Here is a 24,457-nt window from a genome sequence, read left to right on the forward strand (position 1 = left end):
AATGGAAAACAGAACCGAGGCGCGACGTACAAGGGCGAGCGCCTCGGCCCTCGCCCTTTCGTTCTCGAAATTCGCGCTGACGGTCGCGACGACCTTCCTCGGTCTTCTCGCCGTCACCTTCTTCATCGGCCGCGTCGTGCCGATCGATCCGGCGCTCGCCATCGTCGGTGACCGGGCGCCGGCGCATGTGGTGGAGCGCGTGCGCGAAGAGCTCGGGCTCAACCTGCCGCTCTACCAGCAGTTCGTCATCTATGTCCGGCAGGCCGTGACGGGCGATTTCGGCACGTCCGTACTCACCACCAATCCGGTGATGACCGACATCGCCCGCGTCTTTCCGGCAACGATCGAGCTTGCGACCATCGGCACCATCATCGGCGCCGTGCTCGGGGTGCCGCTCGGCGTCCTCGCCGCCGTCCGGCGCGGATCGATTGCCGACCAGATCGTCCGGGTCATCGGTCTTATCGGCTATTCGGTGCCAATCTTCTGGCTCGGCCTCCTGGCACTCGTCCTCTTTTATGCCAAGCTCGGCTGGGTGGCGTATCCCGGCCGTGTCGACGTCGTCTACGAATACAGTTTCACGCCGGTCACCGGCTTCTTCCTCCTCGATGCGGCCATGCAGCGGGAGTGGGACGTGCTGTGGGATCTCTTCCGCCACATCATCCTGCCCGGTGCGCTGCTCGGCTATTTTTCGCTCGCCTATATCAGCCGCATGACCCGCAGCTTCATGTTGAACGAGCTTTCCCAGGAATATGTCGTCGCGGCGCGGGCGAAGGGGCTATCGGAGACCCGCATCATCTGGTTCCATGCGTTGCGCAACGCCGCCGTGCCGCTGATTACCGTGATTGCGCTTTCCTATGCCGGGCTGCTCGAAGGTTCCGTGCTCACGGAGACGATCTTCTCCTGGCCGGGGCTTGGCCTCTACATCACCAATTCGCTGCAGAACGCCGACATGAATGCGGTGCTGGGCGGCACGATCGTCATCGGCTCCGTCTTCATCGGGATCAATGTCCTGTCGGACGTTCTCTACCACGTGCTCGATCCCAGGACCCGCAGCCGATGAACACGAACGAAGCGACCCTGAAGCCGACACTGCGCGAATGGCTGCTCTCCGACAGGCCGCAATCGCGGCGGCAGGCGCGGCTCGGCCGCCTGTACGTCATCTGGAGCCGCTTCGCCGAGAACCGGCTGGCGGTGGCGGGCCTCCTGATCCTTATCGGCCTGCTGTTCGTTGCGGCCTTCGCCGATGTGCTGGCTCCCTATTCTCCCGTGCAGGGCGATTTGCGCGGTGCGCGTCTTCTGCCGCCGGGCTCGGCCGGCTACCTGCTCGGCACCGACGACCAGGGGCGGGACATCCTCTCGCGTCTCATCTACGGCTCGCGGCTCACGCTCTTCGTCGTCGTGCTCGTGGCCGTCATCGCCGCGCCGGTCGGCCTTCTCGTCGGCACGATCTCCGGCTATGCGGGCGGAATCATCGACGGCATCCTGATGCGGATCACCGACATATTTCTCGCCTTCCCGAAGCTTGTCCTGGCACTCGCGCTGGTCGCGGCCCTCGGGCCGGGGATCGAGAATGCGGTTCTAGCGATCGCCGTCACCTCCTGGCCGCCCTATGCGCGCATCGCGCGGGCGGAAACGATGACCTTCCGGAACTCCGACTATATTTCGGCGGTCCGGCTGATGGGAGCCTCTCCGGCACGCATCGTGACCCTTCACATCATGCCGCTCTGTCTCTCCTCGCTCATCGTGCGGGTGACGCTCGACATGGCGGGGATCATCCTGACGGCCGCCGGCCTCGGTTTCCTCGGCCTCGGAGCGCAGCCGCCGCTTCCCGAATGGGGGGCGATGATCGCTTCCGGTCGACGCTTCATCCTCGACCAGTGGTGGGTGGCGGCCATGCCCGGTGCGGCGATCCTCATCGTCAGCCTCGGCTTCAACCTGCTCGGCGACGGATTACGCGATGCGCTCGATCCGAGGGAGGCCGGCCAATGACGCCGCTTCTCGACATCCGCAACCTCAAGGTCGGCTATCCGACGCGCAACGGGCTCGTGGAGGCCGTGCGCGGGGTGAGCTTCTCGCTCGGCAAAGAGCGGCTTGGCATCGTCGGCGAGTCTGGCTCCGGCAAGTCGCAGACCGGCCGCGCGATCATGGGGCTGACGCCCCGGCACGCGCAGCTTTCGGCGGATTGCCTGCGCTTCGGTGACCTGGACCTGCTGTCCGTACCCTCCCGGCAGCGGCGGGCGCTGCGCGGCAAGAAGATCGCGATGATCCTGCAGGACCCGAAATACTCGCTGAACCCCGTGATGACGATCGGACGGCAGATCGTCGAGACCTTGCGGACGCACGAGCCGGTTTCGAAGGCCGAGGCGCGCGAGCGGGCGCTCTCCATGCTGGAGGCGGTGCAGATCCACGATCCCGTCCGCGTCTTTGATCTCTACCCGCACGAGATATCGGGCGGCATGGGCCAGCGGGCGATGATCGCCATGATGCTCGTCTGCGGCCCGGAACTGCTGATCGCCGACGAGCCGACCTCTGCGCTCGACGTGACGGTGCAGCTCGATGTGCTGGAAATCCTCGACAAGCTGGTCTCCGAGCGCGGCATGGGCCTGATCTTCATCTCGCATGATCTGCGCCTCGTCTCGTCCTTTTGTGATCGTGTCGTGGTCATGTATGCGGGCAGGGTGGTCGAGGAATTGCAGGCATCGCGGCTCTCCGAGGCGCAGCATCCCTATACGCGCGGGTTGCTCAATTGCCTGCCGCAGCTCGACGGCGACCGGCATCCGCTGCCGATCCTCGAACGCAAGGCGGAGTGGGCGTTATGACGGCGGCGCTGTCGATCAAGGACATGACCGTCACCTTCGACGGATATAGGGCGCTCGCCGGCGTCAGTGTCGATGTCGCGCCGGGTGAATCCTTCGGCATCGTCGGCGAATCCGGTTCGGGGAAATCGACGCTATTGCGGGCGATCGCCGGTCTCAACGGTTTCGACGGCGGCTCGCTCGAGGTCCACGGCCGGCGCTATAGCGGCCGGCGTCGCGACCCCGAATTCTACCGTACCGTCCAGATGGTCTTCCAGGACCCTTACGGCTCGCTGCATCCGCGCCAGACCGTCGACCGGCTACTGCTCGAGCCGCTGGCGATCCACGGCTTCAACGACACGGAAACACGGATCGCCAGGGCGCTCGACGAAGTCGGGCTCGGTTCCGGCTTTCGCTTCCGTTTCTCGCACCAGCTTTCCGGCGGCCAGCGGCAGCGCGTCGCGATCGCCCGTGCGCTGATCGTCGAGCCGAAGGTTCTGTTACTCGACGAGCCGACCTCGGCGCTCGACGCTTCGATCCAGGCGGAAATCCTCAACCTCTTGGAACAGACCCGACGGGACCGGAACCTGACCTTCGTGATGGTGAGCCACGACCTCGCCGTCATCAGCCACATGTGCGAGCGGCTGGCGGTGATGCGCGAGGGCGGTGTGGTCGAGGAGGTTTCGGTCGAAGCCCTGAGGCAGAGGGCCATCGGTGCGGACTATACGCGCCAGCTGTTGACGGCGAGCGAGGGCTTTCGTCGTGAAGGGCCGGCCTAGCGCCACTCTACGACAATTTCGAACCGAACTGCCGACCTCCGAGTACCGCAAGCGTCTCGTCGGCGATCACCTGTTCCTCGTCGGTCGCGATGACGAAGACCTTCGTGCGGCTTTGTCGGGCGCTGACCATCTCCGCATTGGCCCCATTGGCCGCGTCATCAAGCGCGATGCCCAGGAAGGCGAGCCGCTCGCACACCGCCTTGCGGATCGCCGGCTGGTGCTCGCCGATCCCGGCAGTGAAGACGAGCGCGTCGAGGCCTCCGATCGAGGCCGAGAGCCGGGCGACTTCGCCGGCGATGCGGAAGGTGAAGACGTCGAGCGCCTCGTGGGCTTCGGGCCGGTCGCTTTCGAGCAGGACCCGGCTGTCGGCACTGATGCCGGAAAGGCCGAGCAGGCCGGACTTGTGGTAGAGCAGGTCTTCGACCTCTTCACGGTTCATGCCCTTTGTCCGCATCAAATGGAAAAGGACGCCCGGATCGATGCCCCCGCTGCGGGTCGCCATCGGTATGCCGTCGATGGTCGAAAAGCTCATCGAGCTGTCGTGGCTCTTGCCTTCGCTGACGGCGCAGAGGCTCGCGCCGCTACCGAGATGGGCGATCACCGTGCGGGCACCGGCGATTTCGGGCCGGCGGCGGGCAAGCTCGGCGGAGATGAAGGCGTAGGAGAGGCCGTGGAAACCGTAACGCTTGATCCCCTCGTCATACAAGTTCCGGGGAATGGCGAAGCGACGGACAACGGGTTCCTGGCCGGCATGGAAGGCGGTGTCGAAGGACGCCGTCTGCGGAAGGTCCGGTCTCAGGTCTGCCACCGCGCGGATCAGCCTCACGTTCTGCGGCTGGTGCAGCGGGGCGAGCGGAGAGAGCGCGTCGATCGCCTCTATCGTGGCGCCGTCGAGCAGGACCGGTCGGCGGAAGCGGTCGCCGCCATGGACGACACGATGGCCGACCGCCGACACGGCATCGAGGTCGAAGTGCTTTGCGAGCCAGACGAAGGTTTCGTCGAGCACCTCATGCAGAACGTCGCCGCCTTCGGCCTCCAGGGGAACGTCGAAGGTTTCCGGTCCTTCGACGAGATGAAAGGTCAGTGGTTTGTGGCGGAAGTCGATCATCCCTTTGCCGATGCGGCGCGCCTTGCCGTTCTCACGCAGGAAGAGGCCGATCTTCACCGTCGAGGAGCCGGCGTTGAAGGTGAGTAGCAGTCTTTCCGTCATTGGCAGGGAAGCCCTTGCGCCGACCGGCGGGCCGCCATCAGCTTGGCAAGCGCCGCCGAGGCGATCCGCACCTTCAGGCTGTCGGAGCGGCTGGTCAGGATGATCGGAACCCGGGCGCCGAGGACGAGGCCGGCCGCATCCGCGCCGGCGAAATAGAGGAGCTGTTTGGCGAGCATGTTGCCGGCTTCGAGGTCCGGCACCAGTAAGATGTCCGCCTGCCCGGCGACCGGTGAGACAATGCCCTTGGTGCGAGCAGCATCGAGGCTGATCGCATTGTCGAAGGCGAGCGGCCCGTCGACGCGCGCACCGGTGATCTGGCCGCGCGCCGCCATGACGGTCAGGGCTGCGGCATCCAGCGTCGCCGGCATCTTGCCGTTGACCGTTTCCACCGCAGCGAGCACGGCAACCCTCGGCTCCGGATTGCCGAGGAGGTGCAGGAGATCGACGGCGTTCTGGCAGATGTCGCGCTTCTGTTCGAGCGTCGGCGCGATGTTGATCGCGGCATCCGTGACGACGAGCAGCTTCGGATAGGCCGGCACGTCCATCACGTAGGCGTGGCTGATCCGCCGCTCGGTACGAAGCCCGGACGACGGTGCGACGACGGCGCCCATCAGTTCGTCGCTATGAAGGCTGCCCTTCATCAGGATCGCCACCTTGCCCGCGACCGCCAGCTCGACACCCTGCTCGGCGGCTGCGTGGCTGTGCTCGGCGCAGACAATCTCGAAGCCGTCGAGTGCGACGCCCGCCTCCGCCGCGGCGGCGCGGATTTTCGTCTCCGGTCCGATCAGCACCGGTTCGAGAAGACCCTCCTCGCGGATTTCGGCAGCGGCCTGGATCGCCTCCGGAGAACAGGGATGGATAACAGCGACCTTGAGTGGCGGCGACCGCTTTGCATCGGCGACGATCGTGTCGAACTGATCCTGATGCTGGGCCGCCGCCGCAATGAGCGAGGGCAGCACGGCCTGCGGCCACTCGAGGCGCTCGAAGCGGGTGATGACGGTGGCTAGGCCGGTCAGCACCTCTTCGCCTCTCTGGTTCAGGCAGCGGGTGTCGAGGACGACGATCTGCTTGTCCGTCCGCTTCTCGATCACGCTGACCGTCGCGGTGATCGTGTCGCCGGGCGCGACGGGTTTCTGGAATTTCAGCTCCTGCCCGAGATAGATTGTGGCTCCGGCCGGCGGGCGCGCACCATCCGCCGCAGAGGCCGCGGACCAGATCGCGCGGGCGACCACCTCGCCGATGAAATCACGCGGCGAAAAGACGTTGTCGCTTGCGGAGGCGAGGCCGCCGGTTTCGACTACGTGCTCGACGGTGGCGCTGTCGCCGACCGCGATTTCGTCGAAGGTCCGATTCGTCAGGAGCAGGCTGTTCATCGCGGCCTCATCGTTCGAAGACATAGGTTCCGGGGCCCGGCTCGTGCGGCGGATAGCCGCGCTCCGGCGCTCCGATCGTCGGCGGCGCGACCCTGGACGGGGAAGAACGGGCGGCAAGCCAGTCCGACCAACGCGGCCACCATGACCCGTCCTCGGCCGCCGTGTCGCGCAGCCATTCCCCGGTGCCGATGCACGGGTCCGCGGCGGCTTTCGTCGTCATGCGAAAGTGCCGGTGCGGGTGACCGGGCTCGCTGACGATCCCGGCATTGTGGCCGCCGCTCGTCAGGACGAAGGTGACTTCGGTGTCGGCGAGCGCATGGATCTTGTAGACCGATCGCCATGGCGCCACGTGGTCGCGCTCGGTGCCGACGGCGAAGATCGGCACGCGGATGTTCTGCGGAGCGGCGGGATGGTCGCCGACCATGTAGCGGCCGGCGGCGAAGTCGTTGTCGAGATAGAGGCGTTGCAGGTATTCCGAATGCATGCGGAAGGGCATGCGGGTGGAATCGGCGTTCCATGCCATCAGGTCGTTCAGCGGCTGGCGTTCGCCCATCATGTAATCGCGGACGATCCGCGACCAGACGAGGTCGTTCGACTTCAGAAGCTGGAAGGCACCGGCCATCTGGTCGGCGGAAAGAAAGCCGCGATTCCACATCATGCTTTCGAGGAAATTGAGCTGGCTGTGGTCGATGAAGAGCGCGAGCTCACCGGGTTCGGTAAAGTCGATCTGGGCGGCGAGCAGGGTCACGGAGGCGAGACGGTCGTCGCCCGCGCGCGCCATGGCGGAGGCCGCGATCGAGAGCAGGGTGCCGCCGAGGCAATAGCCGGTCGCATGGATCTTGCGGTCCGGGAGGATCGCCTCGATCGCGTCGAGCGCCGCCATCACGCCTTGCTGTCGGTAGTCGTCGAGCCCGAGATCACGATCGGCGGCGGTCGGATTGTGCCAGGAGATGCAGAAGACGGTGTGGCCGCGCTCGACCAGGTAGCGGATCAGCGAATTCTGCGGCGAAAGATCGAGGATGTAGTATTTCATTATCCACGCCGGCACGATCAGGATCGGCTCGGCGTGGACCGTCTCCGTCGTCGGCGCATACTGGATGAGCTCTATCAGCCGATTGCGGTACACCACGCGCCCCGGAGTGACCGCAACCGTCTTGCCGGGGACGTACTCTTCCGTGCCCGCAGGCGGGCGGCTCGTGAGCCTGCGGTTCATGTCGTCGACGAGATTGTGCAGGCCGTCGACGAAGTTCATCCCGCCCGTCTCTGCCGTCTTCTTCAGGACGTCCGGATTGCTCCAGGCGAAATTCGAGGGGGAGAAGACGTCGAGCATCTGGCGGGCGGCGAAGGAGATCACGTCCTCGTGGTGGGGCGTCACACCGGGGACGTCATTGGTGACGTTGTGCCACCATTGCTGGTTCAGCAGGAAGGCCTGCGAGAGCAAAGTGAAAGGAAAGTGCTTCCAGCCTTCGCTCGCGAAACGGTCGTCGCCGGGTAGCGGCTCGATGCAGGGGGGCGTCTGCGGATCGGTGGCGCAGGCGGCGAGATGGACGGCGAGCCGGTTCGATTTCCGCAGCGCCTTGTGGAGGAGCTCCAGCCGTTTTCCCGGGGCCATGGCGAGATGCATCGCCCAGTCGAAGACGGCAAGCGAAAGTGCCGCCGGTGAAAGCCCGCCGGTCATCGGCGCCATCAGCGCCTCCGTCATCCGGTTGAGCGCGTCGAAGGCTTCGGCCTCCGAAGCCTCATCGGCGCCGAGTGCCGATAGCGTCGCGTCGAGATCGACCGGGAAAGGCTCTGCCGCCTTGATCATGCTCTCTTTCGACACGCGATGCTCCTCGTTGCATCCGGCAGCCACTGCCGCTCCGGTGCGGGATGCCGGGTCCGATATCGTATCGACAGTATAGCCCAATGCCCGCAAACCAAAATCTTGCCCTCTCTCAGCCGAAGCGATCACGCCAGGAGAGCTGCGCCCCTTCGACCGGCAGGGAAGTCGCTTCGTAGACACCGCGGGCGACCGCTCGGGCCATGACCAGGGCCGCGAGATGGCAGAGCTCCATGAAATCAACCGAGCTTGCGAGCGTCCGCGCATTGGTCGCGGCCGCAAAAACGGTATCGCCGTCTGCCGGCAGATGCGCCGGCAGGACGGCGCGGCCGATGCCGTTCTGGCCCATGATCGACAGCCGGTGCGCCTGCGCCTTGGTGAGCGCTGCATCGGTGACGACCGCGCCGATGGTCGTTGCGGTGAGATCGATCCCCTTCGCCCGCAGCACGGTGTCGGGCGCGGAGAAATTGGCCGGCAAGCCGATGCCGCCGAATTCGTCGTCCAGCTCGAATGGGGCGGACCAGAAAAAGGGTCCGTCGCCGATGGTCGCGGACCCCATGGCGTTGACGGCGACGATCGCCGCCACCTTGTGGCCGCCGGTGGTCATGGCGCTCGCCGAACCGAGGCCTCCCTTGAGCGTCGCCGTCGTCGCGCCGGTGCCGGCGCCGACGGTGCCGAGGGCGAAGACGCCCTTGGTGGCTGCCTTGAAGGCGGTATAGCCCATGTCGCGATAGGGCGACTGGATGCCCCAATCCTTGTTGCCGCCGTTCAGGAGATCCATGAGGATCGCTTGCGGCACGATCGGTACGCGCACGTCGCCGACGGGAAAGCCGCGCCCGATTTCACGCAGACCCGCCTGCACGCCGCCTGCTGCGTCGAGCCCGAAAGCCGATCCGCCGGAGAGAACCAATGCATCGACCACCTCCACCGTCATCGAGGGGTCGAGGAGGCCCGTCTCGCGTCCGCCGGGCGCACCGCCGAGTACGCTGCCGGAGGCCACTGCCGGCTCGTCGAAGACGATTACGGTGACGCCGGAGCCGAGCTCCAGGTCCGTCGAATGGCCGACGGAAACGCCTTCGATGTCGGTGAGCAGGTTTTCGAGGGCGCCTGTCATGCGTCTCTCCTGTTCGTGGTGGCCGTGGCCTTCGTGCAACGGTCTGATCCAGCGTTAAATCTGCTGCCGGAATGTGCCGGCGTTCTTGACATGGATCAAGGGCGGGCGTGAATTTCAACGCCAGATTGACTGGCATAGCTTCCGGAGCGACCTGCCTCTGGCCGAGCATTTCGACAGTTTCCGATCTCTCGTCTTTCCGTTTTTCTGCAAAAGAGCGTCCAGTGAAGAAGACTGCAAAGTTTGTCGCGGCTCTCGCCGCTCTGCTGGTCGTCGTCGGTGCGGCGGGCTATGCCTATCTCCAGTGGACTCAGCGCGATGCCCTGCCGGCGGGGATTGCCGCGGGCAATGGCCGGATCGAGGCGACGGAAATCGACATCGCCACCAAATTTGCCGGAAAACTGGCGTCCGTCGAGGTGGCGGAGGGTGATTACGTCACCAAGGGGCAGATGCTCGCCCGCATCGATACCGCCCAGGTTGAGGCGCAGCTGCGTGCTGCCGAGGCGCAGATCAAGGAGGCCGAACAGGCCCGCGATTCCGCCAATTTTGGCCTATCGCAGCGCCAGAGCGAGCTTGCCCTCGCCGAGAAAGATCTCGAACGCCAGCTCGTGCTGCTTGGCAAGGGGTTCGTCTCCGACCAGCGGGTGGATTCGCAGCGGCTCGTCAGGGACAGTGCCCGCGCAGCGCTTTCTGCTGCCGAAAGCGGCCTGCGCAGCGCCGAGGCGGCGATCGAAAGCGCCACTGCCGCACGTGACCAGATCACCGACATGCTGAGCAACGCAACGCTCTTGGCACCGAAGGACGGCCGGGTGCTCTATCGGCTCGCCGAGCCGGGCGAGGTTCTCGGCGCGGGCGGCAAGGTGTTGACCCTGCTCGATCTCTCCGACGTCTATATGACGATCTTCCTGCCGTCGGCGGATGCGGCCCGCACGGCGATCGGCGCCGAGGGGCGTATCCTGCTCGATGTCCTGCCCGACCGGGCGGTGCCGGGCACGGTTTCCTTCGTGTCGCCACAGGCCCAGTACACGCCGAAGCAGGTCGAGACCCGCAGCGAGCGCGACCGCCTGATGTTCCGCGTCAAGATCAGCGCACCGAAGTCGCTGGTGGCGCAGTATCTGCAGCAGGTGAAGACGGGCGTCACCGGCGTCGGGTATGTGAAGCTCGATCCCGCGGTCGTATGGCCGACCTGGCTGGAGTCCGACCTGACCACAGGCGTCGCGACCGATGCCAAACCCTGAGGCCGACCGTCAGGAGCCCGCCGTCGAGCTGCGCGGCGTCTCACATCGCTATGGCGGTGTCGTCGCGCTCGACGCCATCGACCTCACCGTCGCCGCGGGTTCGAAGATGGCGATCGTCGGTCCCGACGGTGTCGGCAAGTCGACGCTGCTCGGGCTCGTCGCCGGCGCCAAGCGCATCCAGACCGGCAGTGTCCATTCGCTCGGCAGCGACATGGGCGGGCAACGCTCCCGCGCCGGCGTGCTGCCGCGGATCGCCTATATGCCGCAGGGGCTCGGGCGCAACCTCTATCCGAGCCTTTCCGTCAGCGAGAACGTCGACTTCTTCGCCCGGCTTTTCGGCCACGGTGAGGTCGAGCGCCGGCGGCGCATCGCCGAGCTCTTGAAGGCAACCGGTCTTGATCCGTTCGGCGACCGCCTGATGGGCAAGCTCTCCGGCGGGATGAAGCAGAAGCTCGGGCTCTGCTGTGCGCTCGTGCACGACCCGGATCTCCTGCTGCTCGACGAACCGACGACGGGGGTCGACCCCTTATCGCGGCAACAGTTCTGGGACCTCGTGGAGAGTATCCGCAGAGCGCGTCCGCGCCTCACGATCCTGACTGCCACCTCCGACATCGACGAGGCGACGCGGTTCGACCGGGTGGCCATGCTGAACGACGGCCGTATCCTGGCTGATGGAACGCCGCCCGAACTGCTTGCCCGGACTAGGACGGATACGCTGGAGCGGGCGTTCGTGAGTCTCCTCAACGAGAACGGCCAAGGGACGGTCCCGGCCAATGGTGCCGTGGTGCCGAAGCGGCGGGGCGCCGGCCAGGACATAGCGATCGAGGCCAAGGGGCTGACACGGCGCTTCGGTTCCTTCACCGCCGTCGATCATGTGAGTTTCCGCATTCCGCGCGGAGAGATTTTCGGCTTCCTCGGTTCGAACGGCTGCGGCAAGTCGACGACGATGAAAATGCTGACAGGCCTGCTTCCGGCAAGCGAAGGGGAGGCCTTCCTGTTCGGGGAGCCGGTCGATGCCTCCGACATTCCCGCACGAAGGCGTGTCGGCTACATGTCGCAGGGCTTCTCGCTCTATGGCGAACTCACGGTGCTCCAGAACCTTCGGCTGCATGCGGCGATCTTCGATTTCAAGGGAGAGGCTGCAACTGCGCGCGTGGCCGAGCTTTCGGAGCGGTTCGGCCTTCAGGAATACCATGACATCGTGTCGGAACGCCTGCCGCTCGGTGTGCGCCAGCGTCTCCAGCTCGCGGTGGCGCTTCTTCACAAACCGGAGGTGCTGATCCTCGATGAGCCGACCTCCGGCGTCGACCCGATCGCCCGCGACGCCTTCTGGGACGACCTGCAGCGCGTTTCGCGCGAGGACGGCGTGACGATCTTCATCTCCACTCATTTCATGTCCGAGGCGGAGCGGTGCGACCGCATCGCCTTCATGCATGCGGGCAAGGTGATTGCGAGCGGTGCCCCGGAGAAACTCAAGGCCGAGACGCAGTCGACCACGCTCGACGAGGCCTTCATCGCCTATATGAAACAGGGCGGGCGCGAAGAAATGGCCTCCTTCGATGCGGCTCTGCCGGCGGCGAGCGGCGCGACTGCACTGGTAAAGCGAACCTTCTCGCTGCGGAGAGCCACGGCCTATGCCCGGCGCGAGATGATGGAGCTCGTGCGGGATCCGATCCGCCTCGGCTTCTCGCTTCTCGGGACGGCGATCCTGATGCTGATCCTCGGCTACGGGATCACGCTCGATGTCGATGATCTCCGGCTCGGCGTGCTCGATCGCGACCAGACGGCCGAGAGCCGGGCCTATATCGACAGTTTCGCCGCCTCGACGGCCTTCCGGTACGAAGGTCCTCTGGCCGACCAGGGGGAGCTCGTGCAGAAGCTCAAGGCGAACGACATCGCCATTGCGCTCGAAATCCCGGAGCGCTTCGGCGCGGATCTGCGAAGCGGTCATACGACCACGGTTCTCGCGACGCTGGACGGGGCGATGCCCTTCCGCGCGGAGACGATGCTCGGCTACATCTCCGGCGCACACACGCACTTCCTCACGGAGGCGGCAAGGGCGGCCGGCGTCTCGACGAGCGCGGCGGCGAACGTCGAGATGCGCTATCGCTACAATCAGGCCTTCCGCAGCCTCGACGCCATGGTGCCGGCAGTGGTCGCGATCCTGCTGCTCTTCATTCCGTCGATTCTGACGGCGCTCGGCGTCGTTTCCGAAAAAGAGCTCGGCTCGATCAGCAATCTCTATGTGACTCCGGTGACCAAGCTCGAATTCTTGCTCGGCAAGCAGGCGCCCTATGTCCTTGTCGGCTGCATCAACTACGTCGTTCTCGTTCTGATGGCGGTCCTGCTCTTCGGCGTGCCGATCAGGGGCAGTTTCCTTGGTCTCACGCTCGCGGCCTTCCTCTATCTCCTCGCGACCACCGCGATCGGCATCCTGAGCTCGACCATGACCCGGACGCAGGTCGCGGCCATGTTCGCGACGGCGATCGGCACCATGATGCCGGCGACGCAGTTTGCCGGACTGTTGCAGCCGGTGGCAACGCTCGAAGGGGCGGGCAGGGTGATCGGAACGCTGTTCCCGACCACCTATTTCCTGCGTGCGAGCGTCGGCGCCTTCACCAAGGCACTCGGCTTTTCCGACCTCATGCCCTTCATCTTGCCGCTCGCGCTGTTCTGGCCGATCCTGATTGCCATGGCCTGGCTGCTCCTGCGCAAGCAGGAGATCTGACCATGCTCGATTTCCGCAACATCGCCGCCCTCTTCGTCAAGGAACTGATCGGCATCCGCCGCGACACGGTGCTGATGGGGTTTGTGATCTATGCCTTCACGCTTGCGATCTACATGCAGGCGACGGGCATCACGCACGAACTCAACCGGGCGACCGTCGGGGTCGTCGACCAGGACGTGTCGCAACTTTCCTCGGCCATCCTCGACGGCCTGCGCCCGCCGCAGTTCCAGGCGCCGGTGTCGCTCTCGCCGGGCGATGTCGATCGGGTGATGGACCAGGCGCGCTTCACCTTCGTGCTCGACATTCCGCCGAACTTCGAGGCCGACGTGCTTGCCGGCCGCAGCCCCTCGGTCCAGCTGCTGATCGACGCGACGGCGCTGATGCAAGCGGGCATCGGGGCGGGTCACATCCAGTCGGTCGTCAACCGGGAGGTCTCACGCTTCGTGACCCGGACCGAGAAGTCGACAAGCCTGCCGGTCGCAATCGAGGTGCGCATGGCCTTCAATCAGACGCTGACCACGGCGTGGTTCACCGGCACGTCCGGGCTTATCAACAACGTCACCATGCTCGCCGTCCTGCTCGCCGGCGCCGCTCTCGTTCGGGAACGCGAGCACGGCACGCTCGAACATCTCCTCGTCATGCCCGTGCGCGCGACGGAGATCATGCTGAGCAAGCTTCTGGCAAACGGGCTGGTGACGCTCGTCCTGACCATGGTGTCCGTCGTCTTCGTCCTCGACTCCTGGATCGGCATGCATATTTCGGGTTCGCTCACGCTCTTTGCCGCCGGCGTCGCCCTCTATCTCTTCTTCGCCACCTCCTTCGGTCTTTTCCTCGGGACGATCTCCCGCTCGATGCCGCAGATGGCGCTGCTCTTCATCCTCACGGTCCTGCCGATGACGATCCTCTCGGGTGGCATGACGCCGCTCGAAAGCATGCCGGACTGGCTGCAGACGGGCGTTCAGGTGTCGCCCACGACCCATTTCGTCTCCTTCGCGCAGGCGATCCTCTTCCGCGGAGCCGGCTTCGACGTCGTCTGGCCGCAGTTCCTCGCGACCGGGATGATCGGGCTCTTCTTCTTCCTGTTCAGCATGGCGCGGTTCCGCAGTTTCATCGCGGCCCAGCAGGGATAAGGGGTCCCTTTCCTGTCGATGCAGCACGACATCTGCGATGACGATACGGCCGCGATCTGGTAAGAGCAGGATACGTCCTTCCCGGCCCGCCGTTCGCGCGGGCAACATATTTTCTCAAGCCTGGAGTTGTTCGCATGCCCGGTCCTCAGGTGGTCCCCGTCGAGGGAGATCTGCAACTGCCGAAACACGTCGACGTGGTCGTCATCGGCGGCGGGATCATCGGTGCCTCGACGGCGCTCGAACTCGCTGAACGCGGCGTATCCGTGGCGCTCTGTGAGAAGGGCGGCATCGGTGAGGAACAGTCGAGCCGCAACTGGGGCTGGGTGCGGATTTCCTGGCGCGATCCGCGCGAGGTGCCGCTGATGGCCGAAGCCATCCGCATCTGGCAGGGGCTAGATGCGCGGACCGGCCGTGACACCGGCTACAAACAGTGCGGCATCGTCTTCGCCTCGATGGATGAAAAGTACGAAGCCAAGAACGCCGAATGGCCGGATATCCTGACCAAGTACCAGATGCCATCGCGGATGGTCGACGGCCCGGAGCTCAGCAGTCTTTATCCGGGCATGAAGCATGACTTCAAGAGCGCGCTCTACACGCCCGCCGACGGCCGCGCCGAGCCGCAGAAGGCCGCTCCTGCGATTGCCGAGGCGGCGCGCGACAAGGGTGCGCATATCCTGACGAAGTGCGCGGTGCGTGGCATCGAAACCTCGGGCGGAAAGATTTCCGGCGTGGTCACCGAACGCGGCACGATCGCCTGCTCGTCGGTCGTGCTCGCCGGTGGCGCCTGGTCGAGCCTCTTTGCCCGCAACGCCGGGATCGACCTGCCGCAGTTGAAGGTGATGAACACCGTCATTCGCACCAAGCCGATCGAGGGCGGGCCGGAGCAGACGCTCTACGGCCGCGACTTCGCTTTCCGCAAGCGCCAGGACGGCGGCTACACGATCGCGTCGCGATACGACAACATCGTCGAGATCGTGCCCGACAGCTTCCGTTTCATGCTGAAATTCCTCCCCGCGCTGAAGAGCGAGTGGCGCTCGCTGCGCTTCCGCGTCTCCGGCCGCTTCTTCGAGGAGGGCCGCATGGCGCAGCGCTGGCGGATGGACGAGGAGACACCGTTCGAACGTTGCCGCGTGCTCGATCCGAAACCGTCCGACAAGTGGACCGATTATGCGCTGGCGCAACTCAAGAAGGATTACCCGGTCTTCGCCAAGGCCGAGATCGCGCAGCGCTGGGCCGGCTATATCGACGTGTCGCCGGATGCGGTACCGATCATCTCGCCGGTCGAGAAGGTTCCCGGCTTCTTCATCGCGACCGGCTTTTCGGGCCACGGTTTCGGCATTGGCCCCGGCGCCGGCAGGTTGATGGCGGATCTCGTCACCGGCCACACGCCTTGCGTCGACCCGGCGGCCTTCAGGCTTTCCCGCTTCTTCGACGGATCGAAGATCGAGATTATCAGCGGGGTCTGAGAAAGGCAAAGGGCGCCGGGGCGCCCTTTGCCTTGGTTTTTGTCCGTCAGCGCTTGAGCGTCCGCGGATCGAGCGCGTCGCGGATCGCATCGCCGATGAAGTTGACGCTGAGGACCGTGAGCGAGATCGCGAGCCCCGGCCAGAGCACGCGCGAAGGCGTGAGCTGGAGGAAGTTGGCGCCGTCGTAGAGCAGGCGTCCCCAGGTCGGAAAATCCGACGGGAAGCCGAGCCCGAGGAAGGAGAGCGCCGATTCCGTGATGATCGCCGAGGCGATGCCCAGCGTCGCTGACACCATGATGGAGCTCATGACGTTCGGCAGGATGTGCTTCAGGATCACCCGGTGTTCGCGCATGCCACTCGACTTGGCGGCCAGGATGAACTCCTGGTTTTTGACCGCCAGAACGTCGCCGCGGACGATGCGGGCGGTATGCATCCAGCTCGTTATGCCGATCACGAAGACGATCAGGATGAAGATGCCCGTCTCCGGGCCGAAGGCGGCGCGGAGTGTATCGCGGAACAGCATGATGATGACGAGCAGCAGCGGCAGCAGGGGCAGGGCCAGGAAGAGGTCCGTCAGCCGCATCAGAATGCCGTCGAGCCGCCGGAGATATCCCGAGAGGACTCCGACGAGCGTGCCGAGAAACAGCGCGAGCAGCATGGCCGTGATGCCGACGGCAAGGGATATCTGCCCGCCGGCCAGCACCTGGGCCAGCATGTCGTGACCGAGATTGTCGGTGCCGAAGGGATGGGCGAGCGAAGGTCCCTGGTTCTTTGCCCGGATGTCGATCTTGTTCGGCTCGACGGTGTGGATCAGCGGGCCGGCATAGACGGCGACCACGATGAACAGGAAGACCGCAAGCCCGGCGACGCCGCCGGGATGGGCCCTGAACTGACGCCACAGCCCACGTTTCTCGACGTCGGGAGATACTGCCGGTGCAGCGATGGTGGCATCAGTCATAGCGGATCCTCGGATCAAGGAGGCCGTAGAGCACGTCGGCGATCAGGTTGAACAGGACGATCAGGAAGGCGAAGATGAAGGTCAGCGTCTGCACGAGCGGCATGTCGGCGCCCTGGATCGCGGTGATCAGCAGCTGCCCGAGGCCGTTCACGCGAAAAATCTGCTCGGTGATGATGGCACCGGAGAAGATCGTCGGCACGCCGAGCGCGATCACGGTGACCACCGGGATCAGGCTGTTGCGCAGCACGTGGACGAGCAGGACGACCTTTTCCTTCACGCCTTTCGCACGAGCGGTGCGAACATAGTCCTGGTGCAGGTTGTCGAGCATCGAGGCGCGCACGAAACGGCTGATCTGCGAGGTGTTGTAGAGGGTGAGAACGGCGACCGGCAGCACCATCTGCTTCACCTGCGCGACGAAGCTGGACCAGTCGGTGATCCTGAGATTGGTGTCGTAGATCGACGGGAACCACTGCAGGTAGGAGCTGAAGATCACGATCAGCAGCACGCCGGTGAAGAAGGTCGGAACGGAATAGCCGACCATCGAGACGAAGGTGCCGATCTGGTCGAAGATCGAATACTGTTTGTAGGCGGAGACCACACCGATCGGGATCGCCAGCATGACGCCGAAGAGATAAGAAAGGCCGACGACCCAGAGGGTCTGCGGCAATCTCTGCACGATCAGATCGACGACGGGGCTGCGCGTCGCCCAGGAGAGGACGCGCATGCGCTCACCCGAGCCGACAGTGATGCCGGTCATCTGCTCGAAAATGTTCAGCGGCTCATTGACGAAAAACTGGTGCAGCCAGCGCAGGTAACGGATGAAGAAGGGCTGGTCGGCGCCCATGGCGGCGCGGATCCTCTCGCGAACCTCGGGAGGAATAGTCAGCGGCAGGTCGCTCAGGGGATCGCTGGGTGCGAGATCGAGCAGGGCGAAAATGATGAAACTGATGACCAGCAGTGTCGGGATTGCAAAAAGCAATCGCCGCAGCGTGAAGGTGAACATCGGAGACTCTCCAGACTGTCACGGAAGCGAAATGCGGAGACCGGGCCCGCGCGGAGAGCGCGGACCCGGTGCAACGGCACTTACTTCTTGCGAGACCAGTCTGCGACGTTCCAGAGTTCGCTGTCCCAGGCGTTCATCTTGACGCCTTCCAGTGTCGCGTTGACTGCCGAAGGCTGGCCGCGGTGGATGAGCGGGATCTGGGCGACGTCGTTGCTCAGCATGTCGTTGAGCTTCTTGGCGATCTCGGCGCGTTCCTCGAGCTTGCCGGTCTTGCCGAGTTCCTTGACGAGGGCGTCATATTCCGGATTGCAGTAGCGGACGATGTTCTCGCCCTGCCAGCCGGAGGCCGGGCTCGGGATCTTGTCGCACATCCAGCCGGCCATGTACTTCTCGGGGTCTGTCCCGTCGAAGTTGTTGGTGTACATCTGCACGTCGGCATAGAACTTCTGGAAGGTATCCGGAGATGCCGGGTCGCCGCCGAAGAAGACGTTCGCCGAGATGTTGCGCAGTTCCGATGCGACGCCGATCTGCGCCCACATATCCTTGACGAGCGCCTGCGTCGCCTGACGAACCGAGTTGGTGGAGGTCTGGTAGAGGAAGGATAGCTTGACGCCGTTCTTCTCGCGGATACCGTCCGATCCCTTCACCCAGCCGGCGTCGTCAAGCAGCTTGTTGGCGGCATCGAGATCCTGCTTCAGGCACCAGTCGACATTCGTCGACACGTAGATGTCCGGGGCCGGCAGAATGTTGCAGGTCGGTTTGCCGTTGTCACCGTAGCCGGCTTCATTGATGATGTCGCGGTCGATGGCGAGCGAGAGCGCCTTGCGCACCGCCGGATCCGAGAGGGCCGGGTGCGGGCCTGCTTCCTTGGTGGAGCGCTTGTCGCCGAGCGATGCATCGACGGCGAAGGGGTTGACGTCGATACGTTCGACCTGGGTGCCGAAGGCGACCTCGATCTTGCCCTTGCCGGCAGTCATCATCTGGGCGAGCACTTCCGGCTCGACCTGCATGTTCCAGGCATAATCGAATTCGCCCGTTTCGAGCACGGCGCGGGCAGCCGATGCGGCGTCGCCGCCGCCCTTGATGATCGCCGTCGCGAAGGCTGGCTTGGCCGCGTCACGATAGTTGGGATTGGCTTCGAAGGAGACGACGTCGTTCGGTTTGAACTCCTTGACGACGAAGGGGCCGGTGCCGATGGGGCCGAAGTTGGCGGAGGTGCATTCCGGAGCCTTGGCGCCGAGGCAGTCCTTGAACTGGGCCGCCTGAATGACCGGCGACTGGGCGCCGACGAAGGCGCTGTAGGGATAGGGCTTCGGCTCCGAGAACGAGATCTTGATCGTGGAGGCGTCGACGGCCTCGACATTGCTGACGCCTTCGTAATATGCGGCCTGGGCGCAGCCGCCGTCCGGGGCGGTGCAGTACTTCCAGGTAAAGATCGCGTCGTCGGCGGTGACCGGGGTGCCGTCGGACCACTTGAGGTCGGGTTTCAACTTCCACGTGATGCTCTTCAGGTCGGCGGAGACGCCACCGTTTTCGACCGTCGGAATTTCGGCGGCGAGCATCGGCACGAGGTTGCCGCTCTCGTCGTAGCGGGCGAGCGGCTCGATCACCATGGAGGCGCCGTAGACCTCCTTCGTGCCGCCGGAGAGGTAGGGATTCATAGTGGAGATGGCTTGCCAGAAGATGATCTTCAGCTCGCCGTCGGTGCCGCGTTCCGCCAGTGCAGGCGTGCCGGACAAGGCGACCGCGGCTACTGACGCTGCCAATAGAATACGCGCTTTGTACATGTCACTGTTCCCTTATTTATTTTCGTTGAGTTTTCTTGAGCAGAATATCCGACGGGCGAAACAAGCGGAGCCCGGGATGCAAAGCCATCATACGTATGTAATTGGCCTTGTTTGACAATTTTGACTTCGAGGCCCTCGCGAGTATAGTTGGCCCACCTGCAAATCCGTCGCCGAAAATGCGGACCTGATCAAAATTTGAGCCATCTAAGCATAGGCCTATTTTACGTTCAAGGCGGAAAATTGCAGCTTGCAAAAGCGCTTTCAGCCGTCGCAGTATGGCCGTCAACGAGTGGGAACCGACAATAAAAATCGAGGTCGCAACATGCCCGTCCTGAACAGCGCAAGCGAAATGCAGGCGGAGGTCGCCGCATGGCGCCGCCATCTTCATCAGCATCCGGAGATCCTCTACGACGTCCATGAGACGGCTGCCTTCGTGGCCGACAAACTGATGTCCTTCGGCTGCGATATCGTGGAAACCGGGATCGGCCGGACGGGGGTTGTCGGCATCATCAAGGGTCGGGAAGGAGATGGGCCGGTGGTCGGCTTGCGCGCCGACATGGATGCACTTCCGATTGTGGAAACCAGTGGCAAGGAATGGGCTTCGCTGACGCCCGGAAAGATGCATGCCTGCGGCCATGACGGCCACACCGCCATGCTGCTCGGTGCCGCAAAGCACCTTGCCGAGACGCGCAACTTCAAGGGATCGGTCGCGGTGATCTTCCAGCCCGCTGAGGAAGGCGGTGGTGGTGGTCTCGCGATGGTCAAGGACGGCATGATGGAGCGCTTCGGCATCAGCCAGGTCTACGGGATGCACAATTCGCCGGGCCTGCCGCTCGGCCACTTCGCCACCCGCAAAGGATCGATCATGGCGGCGGCGGACGAATACGAGGTGCTGATCCACGGCCGCGGCGGGCATGCGGCCCAACCGCACAAGACGATCGATCCGGTGCTGGTTTCGGCGCACGCGATCATCGCCCTGCAGGCGATTGCCTCGCGCGAAACCGACCCGCTGAAGTCGGTGGTCGTGACAGTCGCCACGATTCACGGCGGTGACGCCTCGAACGTCATTCCCAACACGGTGAAGCTCACCGGCACGATCCGGACGCTGTTGCCGGAGACCCGCGATTACGCCGAACGCCGGCTCTCGGAGGTCGTCAACGGCATCGCGCTCACCTTTGGGGCGCGGGCGGAGGTCAACTACCGCCGCGGCTATCCCGTGACCTTCAACCACGAAGGCGAGACGGATTTTGCCGTCGAGGTGATGCGCAAGGTTGCCGGCGTAAAGTCCGTCGAGACCGATCTTGCGCCGCTGATGGGCGCCGAGGACTTTTCCTACATGCTGGAAAGCCGGCCGGGCTCCTTCGTCTTCATCGGCAACGGCGACAGTGCCAATCTTCATCATTCCTCCTACGATTTCAACGATGAGGCGATCCCCTACGGCATCAGTTACTGGGTGACGCTCGCGGAAACGGCGCTCGCGGCCTGAGGGTGCGGGAAACATCCGTTCGTCGAAACGCTGCGCGGGAAGGAATTTTGGGATGGCGTTGCCGAATGCGGTCAAGAGAAATGCAGGAGACGGTCCGGTCCTCTCGGTCCAGGGGCTCACGACCTCGTTCCGGATCGGTGACGACTGGCGTCCGGTCGTCAAGAATGTGAGCTTCGATATCGCGCCGCGGGAGACCGTGGCGATCGTCGGCGAATCCGGGTCGGGCAAGAGCGTGACGTCGCTTTCGATCATGCGTCTTCTGCCGAAATACACGAGCAGGATCGAGGGCAGCATCAAGCTCGGCGGGCGTGAATTGCTGACTCTCGGCAGCGAGGAGATGCGCAAGGTTCGCGGCAACGAGATCTCGATGATCTTTCAGGAGCCGATGACGAGCCTCAATCCGATCTTCCCGATCGGCAAGCAGATCGCCGAGGCGATTACCTGCCACAGGCAGGTTTCGGCGGCCGCGGCCAGGGGCGAGGTGATCCAGCTCCTCGAGAAGGTGCGCATCCCCAACGCCAAGAGCCGTTTCGACGACTATCCGCACCAGTTTTCCGGTGGCATGCGCCAGCGCGTGATGATCGCCATGGCGCTCGCCTCGAAGCCGCGGTTGCTGATTGCCGACGAGCCAACCACCGCGCTCGACGTGACGATTCAGGGCCAGATCCTTGATCTCATAAAGGTGCTGCAGGAAGAGGAGGGTATGTCCGTCCTCTTCATCACCCACGACATGGGGGTGGTCGCCGAGGTCTCCGACCGCACCATCGTGATGTTCCGTGGTGATGCCGTTGAAACCGGCCCGACCGATGACATCTTCCATCGCGGTCGTCATCCCTATACGCGGGCGCTTCTTTCCGCGGTGCCGCGTCTCGGATCGATGGCGGGGCATGAGCGGCCGATGCGCTTCCCGATCGTCGATGTCGCATCCGGCGTCATGACGACGCCCGAGGCGGAAGTCGACCGTGCGATCGAGACCCGGCGACCCCCGATCCTGGAAGTGAAGAACCTGACAACCCGTTTCGACATCCGCAGTGGCCTTCTCGGACGCAAGTCGGGAGCCGTTCATGCTGTCGAGGACGTCTCCTTCGATCTCTGTGAGGGAGAGACCCTGTCGCTCGTCGGAGAATCGGGCTGTGGCAAGTCGACCACCGGACGCTCGATCACTCGGCTCGTTGAGCCCACGGCGGGTTCGATCGCACTCGACGGGCGCGACGTGATCCGGCTCGACCGCGGCGCGCTGCGCAACATGCGGCGCACGATCCAGATGGTCTTCCAGGATCCTTTCGCCAGCCTCGATCCGCGCATGAAGATCGGCGACGCCGTCATGGAGCCATTCATCGAACACGGTCTTGGCACGAAAGCGCGGGCGCGCGCGAAGGCAGCCGACATCCTGAAACGGGTCGGCCTCGATGCCGACATGATGCGCCGCTATCCGCACGAGTTTTCCGGGGGGCAGCGTCAGCGCATCGCCATTGCCCGCACGCTGATGCTGGATCCGAGGGTGATCGTCGCCGACGAGGCGGTCTCCGCCCTCGACGTCTCGATCAAGGCGCAGGTCTGCAACCTGCTGCTGGAACTGCAGCAGAGCTTCAATCTCGCCTATCTCTTCATTTCGCACGACATGGCGGTGGTGGAACGGGTCAGCCATCGCGTCGCGGTCATGTATCTCGGCGAGATCGTCGAGATCGGCCCGCGTCAGGCGGTGTTCGAAAACCCGCAGCATCCCTATACCAAGAAGCTGATGGCGGCGGTGCCGATCCCGGACCCGTCGCGCCGCAGCGTCAAGCGCGCGATCTCGACCGACGAGATCAAGAGCCCCATCCGGCCGGTCGGCTACGAGCCGCCCCGCCGCCAGTACAGGGAGGTTTCCGCCGGCCATCTCGTGCAGGTATGAGACGCCGGACAGAGTGGCGGGTCGTGCCGACAGTCACGCCCGCTTAATCGGGTGCGTGTCATTGTCCCGCGGTCGATCGGTATTACATCAGTGCCACGACCAATTGAGGAGTAGCGATGACAGGCGAAGCGGAGGCCGGGCGGGAGGCTCATGAGACCGGCAGGTCACGCCGGCACGGTGGCAGGCTCTCAGAGATACTCTCCGGGCTTGCCGCGGACGAGAGACGTTCGCGGATTTCCGTCGCCGATATCTTCCAGGCGATGGGCGACCGCGCCTTCGGCGCCCTGATCCTCATCTTCGCGCTGCCGAACGTCGTGCCGACGCCGCCCGGCACGTCTGCGCTCACCGGCACGCCGCTCGTTTTCCTCTGCGCGCAACTCATGCTCGGGCAGAACCCGTGGCTGCCGAGGATCATCGCCGACCGCTCGATGACGCGTCAGGATTTCGCGAGCATCGTGACCCGCGTGACGCCCTGGCTCGCCAAGGCGGAGCGGATGCTGCGGCCGCGGCTCGGCTTTCTCGTCTATCCACCGGCGGAGTACCTGATCGGTTTCGTGTGTCTCGTGCTTGCGGTGGTCCTCGCGCTTCCGGTTCCCCTCGGCAACATCCTTCCAGCGATCGCGATCTGCTTCTTTTCCTTCGGTATCCTCGAGCGGGACGGCATCTGTGTGCTGATCGGTGCGGTCGTTTCGGTGATTGCCGGCGTCGTCGTCGCCGGGGTGGTCTACGCTCTGGTCAAGGGCTTCCTGCTGCTCGTCCAGGCGACGCTTTTCTGACGTTCCGACGCGTTTTCCAGCGCGCGAAGCGCTTTGCAAATTGCCTTGCCTCGTCCTATCGTCCGGCATCAGTTTTCCAGCGCAGGACATGTCATGCTGATTTCGCTTTACCAGATGCAGCCGGTTTCGGGGATGCCGCAGCCAACCTCGCCAAGATCGCCGAGGCCGCCGAAGCCGCATCCGGCATGGGGGCCGTGCTCCTGGTTGCGCCCGAGCTCGCGCTGAGCGGCTACGGGCTGACGCCGGAGCGCTTTGCGGAAATCGCCGAGGAGCGCGACGGCGAAATCATCGGCGCGCTCTGCGACATCGCCGTCGAATTCGAGTTGGCGATTTGCGCCGGGTTTCCCGAGCGCGACGGATCTTTCGTTTACAATTCCGTTGTGCTGGCGCGGCCGGACGGAAGCTGCGAATTCTACCGGAAAGGCCATCTTTACGGCGACGGTGAACGTGCCTCATTCACGCCCGGCGCGGACATGCCGCAGGTCTTCGATCTCTTCGGTATTCGTACTGGAATGCTGATCTGCTACGACGTCGAGTTTCCGGAATATGTGCGCACGTTGGCATTGGCCGGCGCCGAACTGGTGCTGGTGCCGACGGCACTTCCGCGCGGCGAGATCAGCCGTCGGGTCGCGGATATGGTGGTGCCGACCCGCGCCTTCGAGAACGGTGTGTTCCTGGTCTATGCCGATCTCTGCGGCGAGGAGGGCACGTTCACCTATGGCGGTCGCTCCGTGATCGTCGGCCCCGATGGTGACGAGCTTGCCCGTGCGGGTACGCACGAGGCGCTGTTGGTCGCAACACTCGATCCGGCCGCCTATGACGAATGCCGTCGCCAGAATCCGTATCTCACCGACAGGCGGCCGGACCTCTACCGTATCGGCTAGAATCGATCGACCGGCCGGGC

The 24,457-nt window shown here is 64.4% G+C and carries 19 protein-coding genes; 12 read left to right on the forward strand and 7 right to left on the reverse strand.

What is annotated here, in order from left to right:
• Nucleotide 1: 1 nt before the first annotated feature.
• Genes H4I97_RS02205 through H4I97_RS02220 form a run of 4 tightly spaced genes read left to right on the forward strand, consistent with a single transcriptional unit; the run spans nt 2 to nt 3,574 of the window.
• Nucleotides 2-1,060, forward strand: coding sequence for an ABC transporter permease (locus H4I97_RS02205; protein WP_378143538.1), 1,059 nt, complete (start codon nt 2-4; stop codon nt 1,058-1,060).
• Nucleotides 1,057-1,989: an ABC transporter permease gene (locus tag H4I97_RS02210; protein WP_182306326.1), complete on the forward strand. Its 933-nt coding sequence runs from the start codon at nt 1,057-1,059 to the stop codon at nt 1,987-1,989. The genes H4I97_RS02205 and H4I97_RS02210 overlap by 4 nt, the downstream gene beginning before the upstream one ends.
• Nucleotides 1,986-2,819: an ABC transporter ATP-binding protein gene (locus tag H4I97_RS02215; RefSeq protein WP_182306327.1), complete on the forward strand. Its 834-nt coding sequence runs from the start codon at nt 1,986-1,988 to the stop codon at nt 2,817-2,819. The genes H4I97_RS02210 and H4I97_RS02215 overlap by 4 nt, the downstream gene beginning before the upstream one ends.
• Nucleotides 2,816-3,574, forward strand: coding sequence for an ABC transporter ATP-binding protein (locus tag H4I97_RS02220; protein WP_182306328.1), 759 nt, complete (start codon nt 2,816-2,818; stop codon nt 3,572-3,574). The genes H4I97_RS02215 and H4I97_RS02220 overlap by 4 nt, the downstream gene beginning before the upstream one ends.
• A 7-nt stretch (nt 3,575-3,581) precedes the next feature.
• On the opposite strand, the gene H4I97_RS02225 is transcribed toward H4I97_RS02220, so the two are convergent.
• From H4I97_RS02225 to H4I97_RS02240, 4 genes are all read right to left on the reverse strand, one after another.
• A complete protein-coding gene (locus H4I97_RS02225) occupies nt 3,582-4,784 on the reverse strand; it encodes an acetate/propionate family kinase (protein ID WP_182306329.1) in 1,203 nt (400 codons plus the stop codon).
• Nucleotides 4,781-6,157, reverse strand: a complete 1,377-nt coding sequence (locus tag H4I97_RS02230) for a bifunctional enoyl-CoA hydratase/phosphate acetyltransferase (protein ID WP_182306330.1) — start codon at nt 6,155-6,157, stop codon at nt 4,781-4,783. The genes H4I97_RS02225 and H4I97_RS02230 overlap by 4 nt, the downstream gene beginning before the upstream one ends.
• Nucleotides 6,158-6,164: 7 nt before the next feature.
• A complete protein-coding gene (locus H4I97_RS02235; protein WP_182307517.1) occupies nt 6,165-7,964 on the reverse strand; it encodes a PHA/PHB synthase family protein in 1,800 nt (599 codons plus the stop codon).
• Between the two features lie 127 nt (nt 7,965-8,091).
• On the reverse strand, nt 8,092-9,090 hold the full coding sequence (locus H4I97_RS02240) for a P1 family peptidase (protein WP_182306331.1): 999 nt from the start codon (nt 9,088-9,090) through the stop codon (nt 8,092-8,094).
• Nucleotides 9,091-9,311: 221 nt separating this feature from the next.
• Between H4I97_RS02240 and H4I97_RS02245 the strand changes: the two genes are divergently transcribed.
• The 4 genes from H4I97_RS02245 (at nt 9,312) to H4I97_RS02260 (ending at nt 15,649) form a co-directional block, all read left to right on the forward strand.
• Complete coding sequence (locus H4I97_RS02245) at nt 9,312-10,325, forward strand: HlyD family secretion protein (RefSeq protein ID WP_182306332.1); 1,014 nt, start codon at nt 9,312-9,314, stop codon at nt 10,323-10,325.
• On the forward strand, nt 10,312-13,053 hold the full coding sequence (rbbA, locus tag H4I97_RS02250) for a ribosome-associated ATPase/putative transporter RbbA (protein WP_182306333.1): 2,742 nt from the start codon (nt 10,312-10,314) through the stop codon (nt 13,051-13,053). Before H4I97_RS02245 ends, rbbA begins: the two co-directional genes overlap by 14 nt.
• Nucleotides 13,054-13,055: 2 nt before the next feature.
• Complete coding sequence (locus H4I97_RS02255) at nt 13,056-14,183, forward strand: ABC transporter permease (RefSeq protein ID WP_182306334.1); 1,128 nt, start codon at nt 13,056-13,058, stop codon at nt 14,181-14,183.
• 134 nt (nt 14,184-14,317) lie between these two features.
• Nucleotides 14,318-15,649: an NAD(P)/FAD-dependent oxidoreductase gene (locus H4I97_RS02260; protein ID WP_182306335.1), complete on the forward strand. Its 1,332-nt coding sequence runs from the start codon at nt 14,318-14,320 to the stop codon at nt 15,647-15,649.
• 46 nt (nt 15,650-15,695) lie between these two features.
• On the opposite strand, the gene H4I97_RS02265 is transcribed toward H4I97_RS02260, so the two are convergent.
• The 3 genes from H4I97_RS02265 to H4I97_RS02275 all read right to left on the reverse strand — a co-directional run bounded on the left by H4I97_RS02265 (nt 15,696) and on the right by H4I97_RS02275 (nt 19,397).
• Nucleotides 15,696-16,607, reverse strand: a complete 912-nt coding sequence (locus tag H4I97_RS02265) for an ABC transporter permease (RefSeq protein ID WP_182306336.1) — start codon at nt 16,605-16,607, stop codon at nt 15,696-15,698.
• On the reverse strand, nt 16,600-17,610 hold the full coding sequence (locus tag H4I97_RS02270) for an ABC transporter permease (protein ID WP_182306337.1): 1,011 nt from the start codon (nt 17,608-17,610) through the stop codon (nt 16,600-16,602). The genes H4I97_RS02265 and H4I97_RS02270 overlap by 8 nt, the downstream gene beginning before the upstream one ends.
• Nucleotides 17,611-17,690: 80 nt before the next feature.
• Nucleotides 17,691-19,397 carry a peptide ABC transporter substrate-binding protein gene (locus H4I97_RS02275; RefSeq protein WP_182306338.1) on the reverse strand — a complete coding sequence of 569 codons (1,707 nt, stop codon included), beginning with the start codon at nt 19,395-19,397 and terminating at the stop codon, nt 17,691-17,693.
• A gap of 322 nt (nt 19,398-19,719) precedes the next feature.
• Between H4I97_RS02275 and H4I97_RS02280 the strand changes: the two genes are divergently transcribed.
• The 4 genes from H4I97_RS02280 (at nt 19,720) to H4I97_RS02295 (ending at nt 24,437) form a co-directional block, all read left to right on the forward strand.
• A complete protein-coding gene (locus H4I97_RS02280) occupies nt 19,720-20,883 on the forward strand; it encodes a M20 aminoacylase family protein (protein WP_182306339.1) in 1,164 nt (387 codons plus the stop codon).
• A 52-nt stretch (nt 20,884-20,935) separates the two neighbouring features.
• On the forward strand, nt 20,936-22,777 hold the full coding sequence (locus H4I97_RS02285) for an ABC transporter ATP-binding protein (protein ID WP_182306340.1): 1,842 nt from the start codon (nt 20,936-20,938) through the stop codon (nt 22,775-22,777).
• Between the two features lie 116 nt (nt 22,778-22,893).
• Complete coding sequence (locus H4I97_RS02290) at nt 22,894-23,553, forward strand: exopolysaccharide biosynthesis protein (protein ID WP_182306341.1); 660 nt, start codon at nt 22,894-22,896, stop codon at nt 23,551-23,553.
• A gap of 185 nt (nt 23,554-23,738) precedes the next feature.
• A complete protein-coding gene (locus tag H4I97_RS02295) occupies nt 23,739-24,437 on the forward strand; it encodes a carbon-nitrogen hydrolase family protein (RefSeq protein ID WP_244658698.1) in 699 nt (232 codons plus the stop codon).
• Nucleotides 24,438-24,457 lie beyond the last annotated feature (20 nt).

Source organism: Ciceribacter thiooxidans (assembly GCF_014126615.1).
In the GTDB taxonomy this organism is placed as follows: Bacteria; Pseudomonadota; Alphaproteobacteria; order Rhizobiales; family Rhizobiaceae; genus Allorhizobium; species Allorhizobium thiooxidans.

What these genes read in the sequence shown, in the direction of transcription:
- H4I97_RS02205 (WP_378143538.1), top strand. Translation starts at nt 2, where the DNA reads ATGGAAAACAGAACCGAGGCGCGACGTACAAGGGCGAGCGCCTCGGCC.
- H4I97_RS02210 (WP_182306326.1), top strand. Translation starts at nt 1,057, where the DNA reads ATGAACACGAACGAAGCGACCCTGAAGCCGACACTGCGCGAATGGCTG.
- H4I97_RS02215 (WP_182306327.1), top strand. Translation starts at nt 1,986, where the DNA reads ATGACGCCGCTTCTCGACATCCGCAACCTCAAGGTCGGCTATCCGACG.
- H4I97_RS02220 (WP_182306328.1), top strand. Translation starts at nt 2,816, where the DNA reads ATGACGGCGGCGCTGTCGATCAAGGACATGACCGTCACCTTCGACGGA.
- H4I97_RS02225 (WP_182306329.1), bottom strand. Translation starts at nt 4,784, where the DNA reads ATGACGGAAAGACTGCTACTCACCTTCAACGCCGGCTCCTCGACGGTG.
- H4I97_RS02230 (WP_182306330.1), bottom strand. Translation starts at nt 6,157, where the DNA reads ATGAACAGCCTGCTCCTGACGAATCGGACCTTCGACGAAATCGCGGTC.
- H4I97_RS02235 (WP_182307517.1), bottom strand. Translation starts at nt 7,964, where the DNA reads ATGATCAAGGCGGCAGAGCCTTTCCCGGTCGATCTCGACGCGACGCTA.
- H4I97_RS02240 (WP_182306331.1), bottom strand. Translation starts at nt 9,090, where the DNA reads ATGACAGGCGCCCTCGAAAACCTGCTCACCGACATCGAAGGCGTTTCC.
- rbbA (WP_182306333.1), top strand. Translation starts at nt 10,312, where the DNA reads ATGCCAAACCCTGAGGCCGACCGTCAGGAGCCCGCCGTCGAGCTGCGC.
- H4I97_RS02255 (WP_182306334.1), top strand. Translation starts at nt 13,056, where the DNA reads ATGCTCGATTTCCGCAACATCGCCGCCCTCTTCGTCAAGGAACTGATC.
- H4I97_RS02260 (WP_182306335.1), top strand. Translation starts at nt 14,318, where the DNA reads ATGCCCGGTCCTCAGGTGGTCCCCGTCGAGGGAGATCTGCAACTGCCG.
- H4I97_RS02265 (WP_182306336.1), bottom strand. Translation starts at nt 16,607, where the DNA reads ATGACTGATGCCACCATCGCTGCACCGGCAGTATCTCCCGACGTCGAG.
- H4I97_RS02270 (WP_182306337.1), bottom strand. Translation starts at nt 17,610, where the DNA reads ATGTTCACCTTCACGCTGCGGCGATTGCTTTTTGCAATCCCGACACTG.
- H4I97_RS02275 (WP_182306338.1), bottom strand. Translation starts at nt 19,397, where the DNA reads ATGTACAAAGCGCGTATTCTATTGGCAGCGTCAGTAGCCGCGGTCGCC.
- H4I97_RS02280 (WP_182306339.1), top strand. Translation starts at nt 19,720, where the DNA reads ATGCCCGTCCTGAACAGCGCAAGCGAAATGCAGGCGGAGGTCGCCGCA.
- H4I97_RS02285 (WP_182306340.1), top strand. Translation starts at nt 20,936, where the DNA reads ATGGCGTTGCCGAATGCGGTCAAGAGAAATGCAGGAGACGGTCCGGTC.
- H4I97_RS02290 (WP_182306341.1), top strand. Translation starts at nt 22,894, where the DNA reads ATGACAGGCGAAGCGGAGGCCGGGCGGGAGGCTCATGAGACCGGCAGG.
- H4I97_RS02295 (WP_244658698.1), top strand. Translation starts at nt 23,739, where the DNA reads ATGGGGGCCGTGCTCCTGGTTGCGCCCGAGCTCGCGCTGAGCGGCTAC.